We start from the raw sequence: 16,574 nt of genomic DNA, 5'->3' as shown, positions 1-16,574 counted from the left end.
GCATATGGAGACACTGACTACCACACTCCTGATCATCGGCGGCGGACCGGGCGGCTACGTGGCCGGCATCCGCGCCGGCCAGCTCGGCGTGCCGACCGTGCTGGTCGAAGGCGCCGCGCCCGGCGGCACCTGCCTGAACATCGGCTGCATCCCGTCCAAGGCGATGATCCACGCAGCCGAAGAGTTCTGCAAGGCGCGCAGCTATGCGGCCGAGACTTCGCCGCTCGGGATCTGCGCCGCCGCCCCGCGCATCGACCTCGAACGCACGGTGGCCTGGAAGGACGGCATCGTCAAGAAGCTGACCGGCGGGGTCGGCGCCCTCCTCAAGAAGAACGGCGTCAAGCTGGTGAACGGCTGGGCCACGATCCTGGACGGCAAGACCGTCGAGGTGCGCGCCGACGGCGAGAGCGAAGCCTCGGTACGCATCCGCTGCGAGCACATGCTGCTGGCCAGCGGCTCCGAGGCGGTGGAGCTGCCCTTCATGCCCTTCGGCGGTCCGGTCATCTCCTCCACCGAAGCGCTCTCGCCCGGTGAGATTCCGCAGCGCCTGGTGGTGGTGGGCGCCGGCTACATCGGCCTGGAACTGGGCACCGCCTACCGCAAGCTGGGCAGCCAGGTGACGGTGGTCGAAGCGGCGGACCGCATCCTGCCCGCCTATGACGCCGACCTGGTCAAGCCGGTTGCTGCGGCTTTGGGACGCCTGGGCGTCGAGCTGCGCCTGGCGACCTCGGTGCTCGGCATGGACGGCGAGGACGGGCAGCAGCGCGTCCGGGTGCGCGACGCTTCCGGCGTGGAAGCCCTGCTGGAAGCGGACCGGGTGCTGGTGGCGGTGGGCCGCAAGCCGCGCACCACGGGCTGGGGCCTGGAAAACCTGATGCTCGACATGAACGGGCGCGCGGTCAAGGTGGACGACCAGTGCCGCAGCTCGATGCGCAATGTCTGGGCCATCGGCGACCTGACCGGCGAGCCGATGCTGGCGCACCGCGCCATGGCCCAGGGCGAGATGGTGGCCGAGATCGTGTCCGGCAAGCGCCGCCACTTCGCGCCGAGTGCGATTCCCGCGGTGTGCTTCACCGATCCGGAAATCGTCGTGGTCGGGATGTCGCCGCTGGACGCCGACAAGGCGGGCATCGAGATCGTCACCGCCAACTTCCCGTTCAGCGCCAACGGACGCGCGATGACCATCGACAGCACCGACGGTTTCGTGCGCGTGGTGGCGCGCAAGAGCGACCACCGCATCATCGGCTGGCAGGCCGTGGGCGGCGCGGTATCCGAACTGGCGGCCGGCTTCACGCAGTCGATCGAACTGGGCGCGCAGCTCGAGGACATCGCTGGCACCATCCACGCCCACCCGACCCTGGGCGAGGCGGTGCAGGAAGCGGCGCTGCGCGCCTTGGGGCACGCACTGCACATCTGAGCGCTGCTCGCGCCACCGGAAGCCGCCTGACCAGGCGGCTTTTTTATTGCCCAGTCTTCAGCGGGATTTGCTCAAATTGAGCACAAGGCAAACAAAATATGCATACATGGTTACATTTGCAAACAATATTTGCAAAATTGTGCATAGTGAAAAATTGCAGTTAACGTATCCCAGCTGCAATAATTGCGCCGTGCTCGGGAATCGCCCCAGCGCATCAACGAAAGAAAGAGGCATCAATATGTTCAAGAAAATCGCAGCTGCCAGCGCCCTGCTCATCGCTTCCTCGGCCGCTTTTGCCGCCCAACCGAATACCTTCTACGCCGGCGGCGATGTCGGCAAGACCAAGGTCGACGACGTTTCCAAGCGCGACACCAGCGTCGGCGGTTTCGTCGGCTACAACTTCCACCAGAACTTCGCCGTGGAAGCCGGCTACCGCCGCCTGGCGGACTACGACATCTATGTCGGCAGCCCGAGCACCGCATTCATGGAAGGCAGCGCGAAGCTCGACCAGGCCCACCTGTCGCTGGTCGGCAGCCTGCCGGTGGCCCAGAACCTCAGCCTGTACGGCCGCCTGGGCGTGAACCGCCTGGAAGCCAAGGTCAGTTCGGCCGGTTTCAGCGCCAAGGACTCCACCACCAAGGCCCTGTACGGCGTCGGCCTGAGCTACGCCTTCACCCCGGCCGTCTCGGCGCGCCTCGAAGTGCAGAAGCCTGCCAGCGACGCGACCAACCTGAGCGCCGGCGTCGCCTTCCAGTTCTGAAGAAAGGGCGCGCCATGTTCAAGAAAATCGCAGTCGCAGCCGCCCTGATCGCCGCGTCCTCGGCCAGCTTCGCCGCGCAGCCCGGCAGCTTCTATGCGGGCGCCGACATCGGCCGCACCAAGATCACCGATGTCGACGGTCGCGACACCAGCTTCGGCGGCTTCGTGGGCTACAACTTCCATCCGAACTTCGCCGTCGAACTGGGCCAGCGCCGCCTGTTCGAGCGCGACTATCGCTGGGGCAGCGACGGTGCGAACCTGCGCGCCGACCAGACCTCGCTGTCGCTGGTGGGCGGCATGCCGATCGGGGAAAGTTTCAGCATCTATGGCCGTCTTGGCGCGGCCCGCATCCAGGAGCGTTTCAGCACCGGGGGCTTCACCAACAAGGATTCGACCACCAAGGCGCTGTACGGCATCGGCCTGAGCTATGCGATCAGCCCGGCGATCGCGGCGCGCGTCGAGGTGCAGAAGATCTCCCAGCAGGCGACCAACCTGAGCACCGGTTTGTCCTTCCAGTTCTGAGCGGCTTCGCCCTCTTCCAGGCCCGGCGCTGCCGGGCTTTTTTGCGTCCCGGAAGAACTAGGCGGCGCTGCGGCGCGGGGCCGACAGCACGGTGCCCAGCCGCAGCGCCGTATCGACCACGCTCTCGATCGCCGGCGCATAGCCGTTGTCGATCCAGCGCAGCGCGATGTGGATCACGCCGCCGACCACCCCGGCCTGGAGCAGCTCGTCGTCCGGCACGCCGGGTGCGGCCACGATGCGGGCCACCTCGCGCCCGATCGCGCGCAGCGCCGCATCGAAGGCCAGGTCCACCGCGCGGCTGACGCCGCGGATCTCCACCAGGAACACCCGCGCCGACTGCGGCTCGCGCTGCAGCGCGGCGAAATAGGCATGCAGCATGGCGCGCGAGCGCGCGATGCGCCCGCGTCCCGCTTCCCTGGCGGCGCGCGTGATTTCTCCCAGCACCGAATAGGTCACGGCATTGAAGGAGTCGATCAGCAGCGCTTCGCTGTTGGGGAAGGATTCGTAGAAGTAGCGCTCGGTCAGGCCGGCCGCCTCGCAGACCGCCTTGACGGTGGCCTGGTGGTAGCCGCGCTCGCCATAGACGGCGATGGCCGCGGCGATGAGGCGCGCGCGGCGGTCGGCACGCCGCTCTTCCTGGGACAGCCCGCGGTAGGAACGGGTGGTGGTGAGCTCTGCTTTCATGGCTACATTCTACACAGAAACTTGTTTCCAAACTTGTCACCGTGATTCTGACAATGTACAGTGTCAATATAAAAAAGAGATCGAGACACCATGCATCCACCCGCTTCAATCCCTCCTGTGGACGGCGCTGCGCAGGAAGTCCCGCTGGACGTGCTCATCGTCGGCGCCGGACTGTCCGGCATCGGCGCCGCAAGCGCCCTGCAGCAGGTCTGCCCCGGCAAGCGCTACGCCATCCTCGAGGCGCGCGAGGCCATCGGCGGCACCTGGGACCTGTTCCGCTATCCCGGCATCCGCTCCGATTCCGACATGTACACGCTCGGCTACGCCTTCCGCCCCTGGCTGGATGCCAAGGCGATCGCCGACGGCCCCGCCATCCTCGACTACGTGCGCAGTACCGCGCGCGAGCACGGCATCGAGCCGCACATCCGCTACGGCCACAAGGTGGTTGGCGCAAGCTGGTGCTCGAAAGACGCGCTGTGGACCGTGCAGGCGCGTTTGCACGACGGCACGACGCGCACGCTGCAGGCCTGTTTTCTTTACCTGTGCAGCGGCTACTACAGCTATGACGAGGCCTACCGCCCGCGCTTCGAGGGCGAGCAGGATTTCGCCGGGCGCATCGTGCAGCCGCAGTTCTGGCCCCAGGACCTCGACTACAGCGGCAAGCGGGTGGTGGTGGTCGGCAGCGGCGCCACTGCCGTCACAGTGGTGCCGGCGATGACCGACCGCGCCTGTCATGTGACCATGCTGCAGCGTACCCCGACCTACGTCGTCGCCCGGCCCTCGCGCTACCGCTTCGCCCAGCGCATGCAGGCTTTGCTCCCGCAGGGGCTGGTCTATGCGCTGACGCGCTGGCGCGTGCTCGGCGAGAGCATGTTCCTGTACTGGCTCGCGCGCAGCAAGCCGGAACTGGTCAAACGCAAGATCGTCGAGATGGCCGGCCAGCAGCTCGGTTCGCCGGAGGCGGCGGCAGAGCACTTCACCCCGAGCTACAAGCCCTGGGACCAGCGCGTCTGCGTGGTGCCGGACGGCGACCTGTTCAAGGCGATTCGCCTCGGGCGCGCCTCGGTGGTCACCGACCGCATCGCGCGCTTCACCAGGGACGGCATCCTGCTGCAATCCGGACGCGAGCTGGCGGCCGACCTGGTGGTGATGGCCACCGGCCTCACCCTGAAGCTGTTCGGCGGCGCTACCCTGGTAGTGGACGGGCGCGTGCTCGACCCCAGCCGCGCCATGTCCTACAAGGGCATGATGCTGAGCGGCGTCCCGAACTGCGCGCTGGCCTTCGGCTACACCAATGCGTCCTGGACCCTGAAGGCCGACCTGACCGCCGCCTGGGTGTGCCGCCTGCTGCGCCACATGGACGCCCGCGGCCAGGCCATCGCGGTGGCGCAGCGCGACCCGGAGGTGCCGGAAGTCCCCTTCCTCGACTTCAACTCGGGCTACGTCGAGCGGGCCCGCCACCTGCTGCCCAAACAGGGCGCGCGCAAGCCCTGGCAGGTCTACCAGAACTACCTGCGCGACCTCCTGACCATCCGCTTCGGGCGCATCGACGACGGCGTGCTGCGCTTCGGTCAGCCGGGAGCCATGCCATGAAGCTCGCCAATCGGGTCGCCGTCGTCACCGGCGCCGGCGGCGGCATCGGGCGCGCCACCGCTTTTGCCCTGGCCCGGCGCGGCTGCCACCTGGCCCTGGCCGACATCGACGGCGCGGCGGCCAGCGAGGCAGCCAGGCAAGCCCGGGCGCTCGGGGTGCGCGCCTCCAGCCACCGCCTGGATGTGGCCGACCGCGCTGCCGTGCGCCTGCTGCCGGCCGAGGTGCTCGACCTGCACGGCCGGGTCGACCTGCTGGTCAACAATGCCGGTGTCGCGCTCGGCGGCCGTTTCGAGCAGGTAGCCGAAGAAGATTTCGACTGGCTCATGGAGATCAACTTCCATGGCGTGGTCCGGATGACGCGCGCCTTCCTGCCCCACCTCCACCAGAGCGACGACGCCCGCATCGTCAACCTCTCCAGCATCTACGGCATCGTTGCGCCGCCGGGCCAGAGCGCCTATGCGGCCAGCAAGTTCGCCGTGCGCGGTTTCAGCAATGCGCTGCGCCACGAGCTCGAGGGCAGTACGGTGGCGGTCAGCGTGGTGCATCCGGGCGGGGTGGCGACCGCGATCGCGCACAACGCGCGCGTGCCGAAAGACGCGCCGGAGCAGGACATCGCGCACGGCCGCGCGAGCGCGCAGCGCCTGCTGCGCATGCCGCCCGAGCAGGCCGGCGAGATCATCGTGCGCGGCATCGAGCGGCGCCGGGCCCGCATCCTGGTCGGCGGCGACGCCAGGTTCGTCGCCCTGCTCGAACGCCTGAGCCCCGTCCATTACTGGCAACTCCTGAAGAAAGCGAGCGCACGATGAAGCTGCACCTCCTGTTGGCCGTCCTTGGCGGCTTCGCGCTGCTGCTCCTCCTGCTGGCCGCGTTCAGCCGACGCACCGCGCGCCGCATCGAGGCCTTCCTGCCGCCCGCCGGCGGCTTCGTCGAGGTGGAAGGCGTGCGCCTGCACGTGCGCGACGAGGGGCGTGGCCCGGCCATCCTGCTGATCCACGGGCTGGGCGGCCAGATGGCGCATTTCAACTACGGCGCCTTGCGCACGCTGTCGAGCCGCTACCGCGTAGTGGCGGTGGACCGGCCGGGTTCCGGCTATTCGACGCGTCCTGGCGGGATGGCGGCGGACCTGTCGACCCAGGCACGCGCCATCGCCGCGCTGATCGACAAGCTGGGACTGGAGCGGCCGACCGTGGTCGGGCATTCGTTGGGCGGCGCGACCGCGCTCACCCTGGCGCTCGAGCACCCGCGGCAGGTCGGCGCCCTGGCCCTGCTGGCGCCGCTCAGCCACGCGCCGCGGGCCGTGCCGGCCGTGTTCCGCTCGATGACCATCGAAACCGCCTGGCTGCGCCGCCTGTTCGCGGCGACGCTGGCGGTCCCGCTCGGCATCGTCACGAGCAAGGGGATCCTGCGCGAGGTATTCGGCCCGGAAAGCGCACCGCCCGACTTCGCGACCCGCGGCGGCGGCCTGCTCGGCCTGCGCCCGGGAGCATTCCTGGCCGGCTCGGCCGACGTGCAGGCCCTGGCCGGCCACATGCCGCGCATCGAAGGCCGCTACGGCGAGCTGCGCATGCCTGTGCACGTACTGTTCGGCCGCGGCGACCGCCTGCTCGACTGGCGCGCCAACGGCCAGGCGCTGGTGGACAAACTGCCGGATGGCCGGCTGCAACTGGTCGAGGGCGGACACATGCTGCCAGTGACCCAGCCGGAGCTCACCGCAAGCTTCATCGAAGGCGTGGTCGCGGCGCGCCCGGCGCTCGCGCGTTAATATGCCGCCCATGAACATCATCCAGACCCCACGCCTGCTGCTGCGCACCTGGGAAGCGAGCGATGCCCAGGCCTTCTGGGAACTGAACCAGGACCCGCGCGTCACCGAATTCCTGCCCGGCCCGCTCACGATGGCGCAAGTGGAGGCCTTCATCGCCTCCCAGCAGGATCTGTACGCGCGCAGCGGCGCCTGCTATTTCGCCGTCACGCTGGCGGCAAGCGGCGAACTGGCCGGTTTCGTCGGCCTGAAGCGTCATGAAGCCGGGCTGCCTTTCGCCCCCTGCACCGACATCGGCTGGCGCCTCGCGGCCCGCTACTGGGGCCAGGGTGTAGCCGGCGAGGCGGCGCGCGCCTGCCTGCGCTTCGGCTTCACGGAGCTCGGACTAAGCGAGATCGTCTCCTTCACGGTCCCGGCCAACCTGCGCTCGCGCGCGCTGATGGAAAAGCTGGGCATGCGCGAAGACAGCGGGGGCGCGTTCGCGCACCCCGCCCTGGCGGCAGAGCACCCGCTGTCGCGGCACCTGCTGTACCGCCTGCGCAGCACGGAGGCGCCGGCCGGCGCCGCAAGAACTGCCTAGCGCTCTCGTGGCGCGGTGCCCTGGTCGTACTGGTCGGAATCGGTCTGGCCGCTGGGCATGTTTCCCTGTTGGCCCGCCTGCTGGCCCGACTGCTGGCTGGATTGCTGAGCCGACTGGCGGCTGGCGCCGCTGCCCTTGCCGATCCCTTCCATCCCGGTCTGGATCTGGCCGCCCTGGCTGCCGCCGCTGAAGGCCTGGTCGGCCTCCTGGTGGGTGGTGTCGCCGGCGAGCAAGTCGTCGGAGCGGCTGGCCGACTGCTGGCTGCCCTGCCCCTGACTGCCCATCTGCCCGATATCTCCGGTGCCGCCGGTGCCCATACTGCCGGCGCTGCTGGTGCCGTCGCGGGTTACCTGGTCGTAGTTGCGTCCTTTGGCGTCCTTGCCTTCGCTCTGCATCGACATGCTGGCCTCCTTGTCATGGAATAGGCCTTCCATGATAGTCCGGCCGGCGCCGCGCACGAATAGTCCGCGACCGGAGGCGGGTGTAGGACCAGGCCGGCTGCTCAGGCGGTGACGCCCTGCTGACCCAGGACTTGCACCAGACTCTGCAGATCGTAAGGTTTGCGCAGCACCACCGCATCCGGCCAGTTCGCCACCTCCCCGTGCCCGGTGGCGAACACGATGCGCACGCCCGGCGCGTTGCAGCGCGCCTGCGCCGCGAGTGCATCGCCCCACATGCCGGGCAGCTGCACGTCGGTGATCAGGACGTCGGTGCCGGCCGTGATCAAGGGCAGCGCCGCCTCGGCGTCGGGCGCCGACTGCACCCGGTGACCCAGGTGTTCGAGCAGCGTCGCGGTGTTGGCGCGGATGCTCTCCTCGTCCTCGACCAGCACGATCGACAGGCTGCTGCTCCTGGCCTGCTCGACCGGTGGCGGCGGCGCCTCGGGCCGGCGCTTCTGCCCGGCCAGCACCTGGCGGATGCGCCGCGCCAGGCGTTCGCGGGTGTAGGGCTTGCCCAGCAGCTCGACGCCCGGATCCAGGCGCCCACCATGCACGATGGAATTCTCGGTATAGCCCGAGGTGAACAGGACCGCCAGGTTCGGCAGGCGTTCGCGCGCCATGCGCGCCAGCTCGGGGCTGCGCAGGCGCCCCGGCATGACCACGTCGGTAAACAGCAGGTCGATCGGCACCCCGCTCTCGATCACCGCCAGCGCACTGGCGGCGTCGGGCGCCTTGAGCACGCGGTAGCCCAGGCCGGACAGCATTTCGACCACGGTGGCGCGCACCGCCTCGTCGTCCTCGGCCACCAGGATGGTCTCGCTGCCGCCCACGGCCTGCTGCGACTCGACCGGACCGAGCGGCTCCTCGGCGGCCGTCGAGCGCGGCAGGTAGAGCTTGACGGTGGTGCCCTGCCCCACCTCGCTGTAGATCTTCACGTGGCCGCCGGACTGCTTCACGAAGCCGTACACCATCGACAGGCCCAGGCCGGTGCCCTTGCCTTCTTCCTTGGTCGAATAGAAGGGCTCGAAGGCGCGGCTGGCGACTTCCGGCGGCATGCCGCAGCCGGTGTCGGTCACCGCCAGCATCACGTACTGGCCGGGAATCACGTCGCCGTGGGCGCGGCAGTACAGGTCGTCGAGCACCGCATTGGTGGCTTCGATCGTCATGCGGCCGCTGCCGTCCATCGCGTCGCGCGCGTTGATGGCCAGGTTCAGCAGCGCGTTCTCGACCTGGGCCACGTCGACCGCCGTGTTCCACAGGCCGCCGGAGATCACCATCTCGATCTCGATCTCTTCGCCCAGCGAGCGGCGCAGCAGGTCTTCCATGTTCGCCACCAGGCGGCTGATCCTGATGACCTTGGGCTCGAGCGGCTGGCGGCGCCCGAAAGCCAGCAGGTAGCTGGCCAGCTTGGCGCCCTTGTCCACCGCGGAACGTGCGCTCTCGATCCAGCGCGCGCAGTCGGTCGATCCGGCGCTGCGCGCCGCCTCGGCCATCTGCAGCAGCTGCAGGTTGCCGGAGATGATCTGCAGCAGGTTGTTGAAGTCGTGCGCCACGCCGCCGGTCAGCTTGCCGATGGTTTCCATCTTCTGCGACTGCTGCAGCGCCAGTTCGGTGCGGCGGATGGTCTCGAGCTGCTCGCGGTCGGCCGTAATGTCGCGTCCGATCGCATGCACGTAGCGCTCGTCCGGGGCCGCGGTCCAGGACAGCAGGCACCAGTTGCCGTCCTTGCGCCGGTAGCGGTTCTCGAACTTGTTCACGTAGTTGCCCCGTCCAAGCGCCGCCATCTGGGCAATGGTGGAGGAGCGGTCCTCGGGATGCACCAGGTCGAGGAAGTTCTTGCCGAGGATGTCGGTCTCCTGCCAGCCCAGCAGCGCGCCGAAGGCCGGACTGACGGCTTCGACCCGGCCGTCGAAGGCGCACACCAGCAGGATGTCCTTGGACAGCCGCCACATGCGGTCGCGCTCGGCCGTGCGCAGGGCCACCTGGCCCTGCAGGTCGTCGTTCAGGGCGGCGTAGCGCTGCGCGGTGTTCTTCTGTTCCTCGATGTCGGTATTGGTGCCGACCCATCCCGTCACTTGCCCATCGTCGCCGCGCAGCGGCAATGCGCGGTTCAGGTGCCAGCGATAGCTGCCGTCGGCACGGCGCAGCCGCGCCTCCGCCTCGAACAGCACGCCTGTGGCCACCGATTCGGTCCAGCGGGTGCGCAGCGCGTGCAGGTCGCCCGGGTGGATCATGCGTCCCCAACCATCGGCCCGCAGCTCCTCGTACCGATAGCCGCTGTAGTCGAAGATTTTCTCGTTGAACCAGTTCAGCTTGCCGCCGGCGTCGGCGGCCCAGACCTGGGCCGGCATGGCTTGCGCGAAGGTGCGGAAACGCGCCTCGCTTTCGCGTACCGCCCGTTCGGCAAGCACGCGCTCGGTGACGTCGTTGCCTTGTACGAAGATCCCGATGACGGCGCCCGCGTCGTCGCGCACCGGCTGGAACACGAAGTCCAGGTAGTGCCGGCGGCTGCCGCCGTCGGCGCCGGTGAGCCAGATCCCGGTCTCGACCCCGGTATGGGGCAGCCCCGTGGCGTAGACCTGGTCGAGCAAGGCCAGGAAGCCCTGGGAGGCGATTTCGGGCAAGACCTCGCGCACGCTGCACCCGATGATGTCGGCGCGCTGCACCAGCCCGAGGTAGGCTTCGTTGACCAGTTCATAACGGTGATCGGGGCCGGTGAGCATGGCCATGAAGCCGGGCGCCTGGGCGAACATGGCGCGCAGGCGCTCCTGCACCCCGGCCTGCTGGCGCTGCGCGCGCACCTTGTCGGTGGTCTCGACCACCAGGGCCAGCACCCCGGCGACGCTGCCGTCATCGGCGACGATCGGCGAATAGTCGAGGCTGAGCCAGACCAGTTCGGGCACGCCATGACGGCGCAAGTCGAGCTCGGCGTCCTGGTAAGACAGTGTGCCGCCGGCCATGCAGACCCGCATCACGTTGTCGTTGAAGGCCGCCTCGTCGGGCCAGCTTTCGCGCACGGGCACGCCCAGCTGCTGCGGATGGCGCTCGGCGGCAATGCGGGCATAGCCGTCGTTGTAGATCATGGTGCCGTCCTGGCCCCACATGGTCACCATCGGTACCGGCGAACGCAGGATCAGGTCGACCGTGTTGCGCAGCAGCGGCGGCCAGCCGGCGATGGGTCCGAGACTGGTGGCGCTCCAGTCGAATGCGTCGATGAGTTTGCCAAGTTCGCCTCCGCCCTGGGCGAAGGGTCTGGGTATTGCGACTTCCGGGTGCGCCATGCTGGTTCGATTCCGTTTGTAGAACGGCAATTGTAATATCCCAGTGCATACAATGAAACACGAATGTGTCGTGTCATTACGCGTGCAAGACACAACCGATCCGCTGGCGGTATGTACAATCCTGCCATCGCCCCACCCGGCACCCGCAGAAAGCATGCATGACACCCGATCTTCGCGCCCTGGTCGTCTTCGCCGATTCGTCGCTGCACCGCTCGCGCATCAGCCGCCGGATCGCCGATGCCCTCGCCGGCCTGCCCGGGGTCCAGGTGCAGGACCTGTACCAGCTGTATCCGGATTTCTACATCGACGTGCGCCGCGAGCGCGAGCTGCTCAAGGCCGCACCGCTGGTCGTGTTCGTGTTCCACCTCGGCTGGTATGCGATGCCGGCCCTGCTCAAGGAGTGGTTCGACAGCGTGTTCAAGCCCGCCTGGGCGGCCGCCAAACCGGGCCGCCTGGCGGACAAGCGCGCCTTCGCGGCCGTGGCCTGCGCCGGCAGCGCCCCCGATTACCGGCCCGGCGGCCTGCACGGGCGGCCGTTGGCGGACTACCTGGCGCCGCTCGCGCAGAGCGCCAGCGCCTGCGGCATGGACTGGCTGGCGCCGCACGTGTTCTACGAGGCCGATGCGCCCGACAGCGGCGCCGCCGGCAGGCACGCTGACGCGCTGCGCGCGCTGCTGGTGCGCCTTGCGGGCGGCGCGGACGACGCCAAGGGAGGCGCCGATGGAGCATGACATGCTGCTCAACGCGCTGGTCTACCTGGCCGCGGCGGTGGTCGCGGTGCCCATCGCCAGGCGCCTCGGCCTGGGCGCGGTGCTTGGCTACCTGCTGGCCGGGATCGCCATCGGTCCCTGGGGCCTGGGCCTGATCCGCGAAGTCGAGGACATCCTGCATTTCGCCGAATTCGGTGTGGTGCTGCTGCTGTTCGTGATCGGCCTCGAGCTCGAGCCGCGCCGCCTGTGGGCGCTGCGCCGCTCGATCTTCGGCTGGGGCACGCTCCAGGTGCTGGGGGTGACCGCGGCGCTGCTGCCGGCGGCGCTCGCAGCCGGCTTCGGCTGGAAGGCCGCCCTCATTGCCGCCCTCGGCCTGTCGCTGTCCTCGACCGCGATCGCACTCACCACCATGCAGGAACGGAACCTGATTCCGACCCCGGCCGGCCAGGCCGGATTCTCGATCCTGCTGTTCCAGGACATTGCCGCGATCCCGATGATCGCCCTGCTGCCGCTGCTGGGCGTGCCCGATTCCCACCCCGACAGCGGCTGGAGCGGCCTGTTGCTGCCCGCAGCCGTGATCGGCGGCCTGGTGCTGGCCGGCCGCTTCCTGGTCCGGCCGCTGCTGCGCTTCATCGCGCGCACCGGCCTGCGCGAGATCTTCACCGCGTTTGCCCTGCTGCTGGTCATCGCGATATCGCTCCTGATGGCCTGGAGCGGCATGTCGATGGCCCTGGGTGCCTTCATGGCCGGCGTGCTGCTGGCCGACTCCGAATACCGCCACGCGCTCGAGGCCGACCTGGAGCCCTTCAAGGGCCTGCTGCTCGGGCTGTTCTTCATCGCGGTCGGCATGTCGGTCGACTTCGGCGTGCTGCTGGCCCAGCCCGGGCGCATCGTCCTGATGGCGGCGGCTTTCCTCTCGATCAAGCTGGCGCTCCTGTGGCTGCTGGCGCGCTTCTTCGGCATGGCGGGGCGCCAGCGCGTGCTGTTCGCCTTCCTGCTGTCGCAGGGAGGCGAGTTCGCCTTCGTGGTGTTCGGCGCAGCGGTGACAAGCCGGGTATTCGCGCCGGAAACCGCGTCCACGCTGGTGCTGGTGGTGGCGCTGTCGATGCTGGCCACGCCGCTGCTCCTGATCCTGTACGACCGCGTGCTGGAGCCGCGCTGGCAGCGCTTGCGCCGGCGCGAGCCAGACGCCATCGACGCCAACCAGGGCCACGTGATCATCGCCGGCTTCGGGCGCTTCGGCCAGATCGTCGGCCGCCTGCTGCACGCCAACCAGGTGCCGCTGACCATGCTCGACCACGACCCCGACCAGATCGACACGCTGCGCCAGTTCGGCTTCAAGGTCTTCTACGGCGACGCCACACGCATCGACCTGCTGCACGCAGCCGGCGCCGACCACGCGCGCGCCCTGGTCCTGTCGGTCGACGGCGTCGAGGACAGCCTGAAGCTGGCCGCCGCCGTGCGGGCCGAGTTTCCCGAGCTGCCGATCCTGGCGCGCGCCCGCAACGTCACCCATTACTACGAGCTGATGGACCTGGGCGTGACCGTGATCGAACGCGAGACCTTCGAGTCCGCGCTCATGCTGGGCCGGCGCGTGATGGAGGAACTCGGCTTCGGCGCCTATTTCGCGCGCCAGGCCGCCATGCGCTTTCGCGAGCACAACCTCAAGAGCGTGCTCGAGGTCTACCCCTATTACAAGGACCGCGAACAGTACGCCTCGATGGCGCGCCGCGCGCGCGAGGAGCTGCATGCGATGTTCGAGCGCGACTTCGTGGCCATTCGCGCCGAACGCGAAGGGCAAGGCGACGAGGACCGCGACGAGGAAGATGAACGCGGCCGCCGCCGCGGTATCGATTGAACAAGGCCCCGGCGCCGCACGCGGAAAGTTGTATAGACGAGTGTCGTAATTTCGCTCGGTCGAAGCGGTTTCCGCACGGAAATGGTTATACTCCGCCCGTGGCCAGCAGGCCGCATCCCACCAGCAGCGGCTGCGCCGCGACATTCTTGACTACCTTGGATAATTCCACCTCCTCGCCGGACGGGCTGGCCGCGCTCGCCGAAGAGAATTCGGCCCTGATCGATAACGCGCTCGACCTGATGGTCGTGTTCGACCCGGGCGGGCGCGTGCTACGCGTGAACGCCGCGGCGCGCGCCCTGCTCGGCTACGAGCCGTGCGAGCTCGTCGGCCTGCATTTCAATGACCTGATCCATCCGGAGCAGCACGCCCAGGCGCTCCATATCGAGGATGGCCTGCGGACCAGGGATCCGGCGCGCCCCGACATCGTGGTGCGCCTGCGACGCAGGGACGGCCGCGAGATCCAGCTGTCGGTCGCGGCTCGCTGGTCGGAAGCGCACCAGCGCACCTTCGTCATCGCGCGCGACGTCACCGGCCAGCAGGAGGCGCGAGCCGCGCTGGAGCGTTCCGAAGCAGCGCTCAACAGCATGCTGGAGAGCATCGGCGATGCCTTTTTCGCCATCGACGGCGGCTGGCGCCTCACCTATGCCAACCAGAAGGCGGGCGACTTCGTCGGCGTCGACGCGGCCGGCGCCATCGGCCATCCCCTGCTGGAGATCGCCCCGGACCTGCGGCTTTCCACTTCCCTGCCACGCTACCAGCGCGCCATGGAGACCCGCCAGCCCGATACCTTTGAAACCTTCTGGGAACCGCGCCAGGTCTGGATCGAAGTGCGCGTGTATCCGCACGCGGACGGCATCTCGGTCTACTTCCACGAGATCACCGCCAGGCGCGAGGCCGAACACCGGCTGCGCAAGAGCGAACAGCGCTTCCGCAAGCTGTTCAACCAGGCCGGCGACAGCATCATGATCGTCGACGGCGCGCTGCGCATCGTCGCGGTCAACGACCAGGCCTGCGCCCGCTTCGGTTACCGCCGCGAGGAGTTCCAGAGCATGCTCGCCACCGACATCAACTTCGGCTTCGCCGAGGGGCGCGCGCTGCTCGAAGGCCTGCGCGCCGGCCAGGCCCAGTTGCTGCGCACCGACAAGCGCTGCAAGGATGGCAGCGTGTTCCCGGCGGAAGTGCAGATCTCGCGTTTCGACGATGAAGGCGAGGAATTCTTCCTGGCCGTGATCCGCGACCTCAGCGACCGCGCCGAGGCCGAGCGCCAGCTGCGCGAGAGCGAGCAGCGCTTCCGCGAAGTGATCGAGATGACGCCAGCGGGCTACCTGCTGGCCGGCCGCGACGGCCTGCTCCTGGACGTCAACCCGGCCCTGTGCGCGCTGTCGGGCTACCCGCGCGAGATGCTGCTCGGCTTGCGCCTGGCCGAGCTGTTCGTGTCCTTCCCGCTGGCCTCCCTGGAAACCGGGGACGAGCGCCCCGCCGCGGTGCAGGGCGTAGAGGCCGTGCTGCAGCACCGCCACGGCGCCGACATCCACGTGCTGTTCAACGGCAGCATCAAGCGCGACCCCGACGGGCGCGCGCTGTCGCTCACCGGCTTGATGACCGACATCACCGGACGAAAGGCGGCCGAGAGCCGCCTGCAGGAACTGGCCACCCACGACACCCTGACCGGCCTGCCCAACCGCGCCCTGCTCGGCGAGCGCGTCCAGCAGATGCTCGATGCCTGCCCCTACGGGTCGCAGGTCGCGGTGATGTTCCTCGACCTCGACCGTTTCAAGGAAGTCAACGACTCCTTTGGCCACGAGATGGGCGACGTGCTGCTGTGCGAAGTCGCCGCCCGCCTGCGCCGGGTGATCCGTCCGACCGACATCATCGCCCGCCTCGGCGGCGACGAGTTCGTGGTGGCCGCGCATTGCGCCAGCGGCCAGAGGGCCGCGGCCAGTATCGCCGACAAACTGCTCGACCTGCTTACCGCGCCGGTCAAGATCGGCGGCATCGACGTGATCGTCGGCGCCTCGATCGGCATCAGCATGTACCCGCAGGACGCCCAGACCCGCGAAATCCTGTTCCAGACTGCCGATACCGCGATGTACCGCGCCAAGAACGCCGGACGCAACCGCTACCGCTTCTTCGAGCCGGAAATGACGGTGGCCACCCAGGCGCGCATGGCGCTCGAGGTCTCGCTGCGCCCGGCGCTGGCGCGCGGCGAGTTCGAACTGCATTACCAGCCGCGCTACGCGCTGTGCGCGGCCAGCCCCGGCGGGATCGCCCTGTACGGCATGGAGGCGCTGGTGCGCTGGAACCACCCCGAGCGCGGCCAGGTCCCGCCGCAGCAGTTCATCGGGATCGCCGAGGAGACCGGGCTCATCGTGGGCATCGGACGCTGGGTGCTGGAAGAAGCCTGTCTGCGCACGCGTGAGCTTATGAAGGAAAGCGGGCGCAAGGTGGTGGTGTCGGTCAACGTGTCGGCGCGCCAGCTGGCCCAGGCGACGTTTGCCGCCGAGGTGCGCGAGATCCTGGCGAGAACCGGCTTGAAGCCCGACTGCCTCGAGCTCGAGCTGACCGAAAGCGCCCTGATCGAGGACATCGAGCACACCGCCGCGGTGCTGCGCGAACTCAAGCGCCTGGGCGTCAAGCTCGCGGTCGACGATTTCGGTACCGGCTATTCGAGCCTGGCCTACCTGCGCCGTTTCCCGATCGACGTGCTCAAGCTCGACCGCTCCTTCCTGATGCAGCAGGACGAGAACGTGGCCACGGTCGACTTCGTGAAGGCTTTCGTCGACATGGCGCACGCGCTCGGCATGGCCGTGGTGGCCGAAGGCGTCGAGACCGCCGAGGTGCTGGCCTTCCTGCGCGCGGCGCATTGCGACCAGGCCCAGGGCTACTACCTGGCGCGTCCGATGCCGCTGGCGCGGCTGCGCGAGCTGGTCTGCGGATTGGCGGCGGCCGCCTGAGCGCCAGACTGCGCCGG

Annotated in this window: 13 protein-coding genes; 10 read left to right on the top strand and 3 right to left on the bottom strand. The window is 68.8% G+C overall.

Going from position 1 to position 16,574, the window contains the following annotated elements:
* The first annotated feature begins 4 nt into the window (after positions 1-4).
* From lpdA to ACK6C6_RS10415, 3 genes are all read left to right on the top strand, one after another.
* Positions 5-1,417, top strand: a complete 1,413-nt coding sequence (gene lpdA, locus ACK6C6_RS10425; RefSeq protein WP_409267234.1) for a dihydrolipoyl dehydrogenase — start codon at positions 5-7, stop codon at positions 1,415-1,417.
* Positions 1,418-1,655: 238 nt separating this feature from the next.
* Positions 1,656-2,177 carry an outer membrane beta-barrel protein gene (locus tag ACK6C6_RS10420; RefSeq protein WP_409267233.1) on the top strand — a complete coding sequence of 174 codons (522 nt, stop codon included), beginning with the start codon at positions 1,656-1,658 and terminating at the stop codon, positions 2,175-2,177.
* Positions 2,178-2,191: 14 nt separating this feature from the next.
* Entirely contained in the window at positions 2,192-2,698 is a 507-nt protein-coding gene (locus ACK6C6_RS10415) for an outer membrane beta-barrel protein (RefSeq protein WP_409267232.1), read from the top strand.
* 57 nt (positions 2,699-2,755) lie between these two features.
* Here ACK6C6_RS10415 and ACK6C6_RS10410 read toward each other — a convergent pair whose 3' ends face one another.
* On the bottom strand, positions 2,756-3,382 hold the full coding sequence (locus ACK6C6_RS10410) for a TetR/AcrR family transcriptional regulator (protein ID WP_409267231.1): 627 nt from the start codon (positions 3,380-3,382) through the stop codon (positions 2,756-2,758).
* 90 nt (positions 3,383-3,472) lie between these two features.
* On the opposite strand from ACK6C6_RS10410, the gene ACK6C6_RS10405 reads away from it, so the two are divergent.
* The 4 genes from ACK6C6_RS10405 to ACK6C6_RS10390 are packed head-to-tail and all read left to right on the top strand — an operon-like array spanning position 3,473 to position 7,314.
* Positions 3,473-4,975 (top strand): flavin-containing monooxygenase, encoded by a 1,503-nt coding sequence (locus ACK6C6_RS10405; RefSeq protein ID WP_409267230.1) that lies wholly within the window; start codon positions 3,473-3,475, stop codon positions 4,973-4,975.
* A complete protein-coding gene (locus ACK6C6_RS10400) occupies positions 4,972-5,781 on the top strand; it encodes an SDR family NAD(P)-dependent oxidoreductase (RefSeq protein WP_409267229.1) in 810 nt (269 codons plus the stop codon). Before ACK6C6_RS10405 ends, ACK6C6_RS10400 begins: the two co-directional genes overlap by 4 nt.
* Positions 5,778-6,737 (top strand): alpha/beta fold hydrolase, encoded by a 960-nt coding sequence (locus ACK6C6_RS10395; RefSeq protein ID WP_409267228.1) that lies wholly within the window; start codon positions 5,778-5,780, stop codon positions 6,735-6,737. Before ACK6C6_RS10400 ends, ACK6C6_RS10395 begins: the two co-directional genes overlap by 4 nt.
* 10 nt (positions 6,738-6,747) lie before the next feature.
* Entirely contained in the window at positions 6,748-7,314 is a 567-nt protein-coding gene (locus tag ACK6C6_RS10390) for a GNAT family N-acetyltransferase (RefSeq protein ID WP_409267227.1), read from the top strand.
* On the opposite strand, the gene ACK6C6_RS10385 is transcribed toward ACK6C6_RS10390, so the two are convergent.
* Together ACK6C6_RS10385 and ACK6C6_RS10380 are read right to left on the bottom strand one after the other, a co-directional pair.
* Positions 7,311-7,715, bottom strand: a complete 405-nt coding sequence (locus ACK6C6_RS10385) for a hypothetical protein (RefSeq protein ID WP_409267226.1) — start codon at positions 7,713-7,715, stop codon at positions 7,311-7,313. The two genes, ACK6C6_RS10390 and ACK6C6_RS10385, sit on opposite strands and share 4 nt — an antisense overlap.
* Before the next feature lie 101 nt (positions 7,716-7,816).
* Positions 7,817-11,035: a PAS domain-containing protein gene (locus ACK6C6_RS10380; protein ID WP_409267225.1), complete on the bottom strand. Its 3,219-nt coding sequence runs from the start codon at positions 11,033-11,035 to the stop codon at positions 7,817-7,819.
* Between the two features lie 158 nt (positions 11,036-11,193).
* Between ACK6C6_RS10380 and ACK6C6_RS10375 the strand changes: the two genes are divergently transcribed.
* From ACK6C6_RS10375 to ACK6C6_RS10365, 3 genes are all read left to right on the top strand, one after another.
* Complete coding sequence (locus tag ACK6C6_RS10375; protein WP_409267224.1) at positions 11,194-11,766, top strand: NAD(P)H-dependent oxidoreductase; 573 nt, start codon at positions 11,194-11,196, stop codon at positions 11,764-11,766.
* Positions 11,756-13,603 (top strand): glutathione-regulated potassium-efflux system protein KefC, encoded by a 1,848-nt coding sequence (gene kefC / locus ACK6C6_RS10370; RefSeq protein ID WP_409267223.1) that lies wholly within the window; start codon positions 11,756-11,758, stop codon positions 13,601-13,603. Before ACK6C6_RS10375 ends, kefC begins: the two co-directional genes overlap by 11 nt.
* Before the next feature lie 146 nt (positions 13,604-13,749).
* The gene (locus ACK6C6_RS10365; protein ID WP_409267222.1) at positions 13,750-16,557 is read left to right on the top strand and encodes an EAL domain-containing protein; all 2,808 of its coding nucleotides are present in this window, start codon (positions 13,750-13,752) and stop codon (positions 16,555-16,557) included.
* Positions 16,558-16,574 lie beyond the last annotated feature (17 nt).

The sequence above is a fragment of the Massilia sp. BHUDP2 genome (assembly GCF_046236355.1).
Classification (GTDB): Bacteria; Pseudomonadota; Gammaproteobacteria; order Burkholderiales; family Burkholderiaceae_D; genus Telluria; species Telluria varians.
Note: the sequence above shows the minus strand (reverse complement) of the source record. Positions and strands in the feature narration are given on the sequence as shown.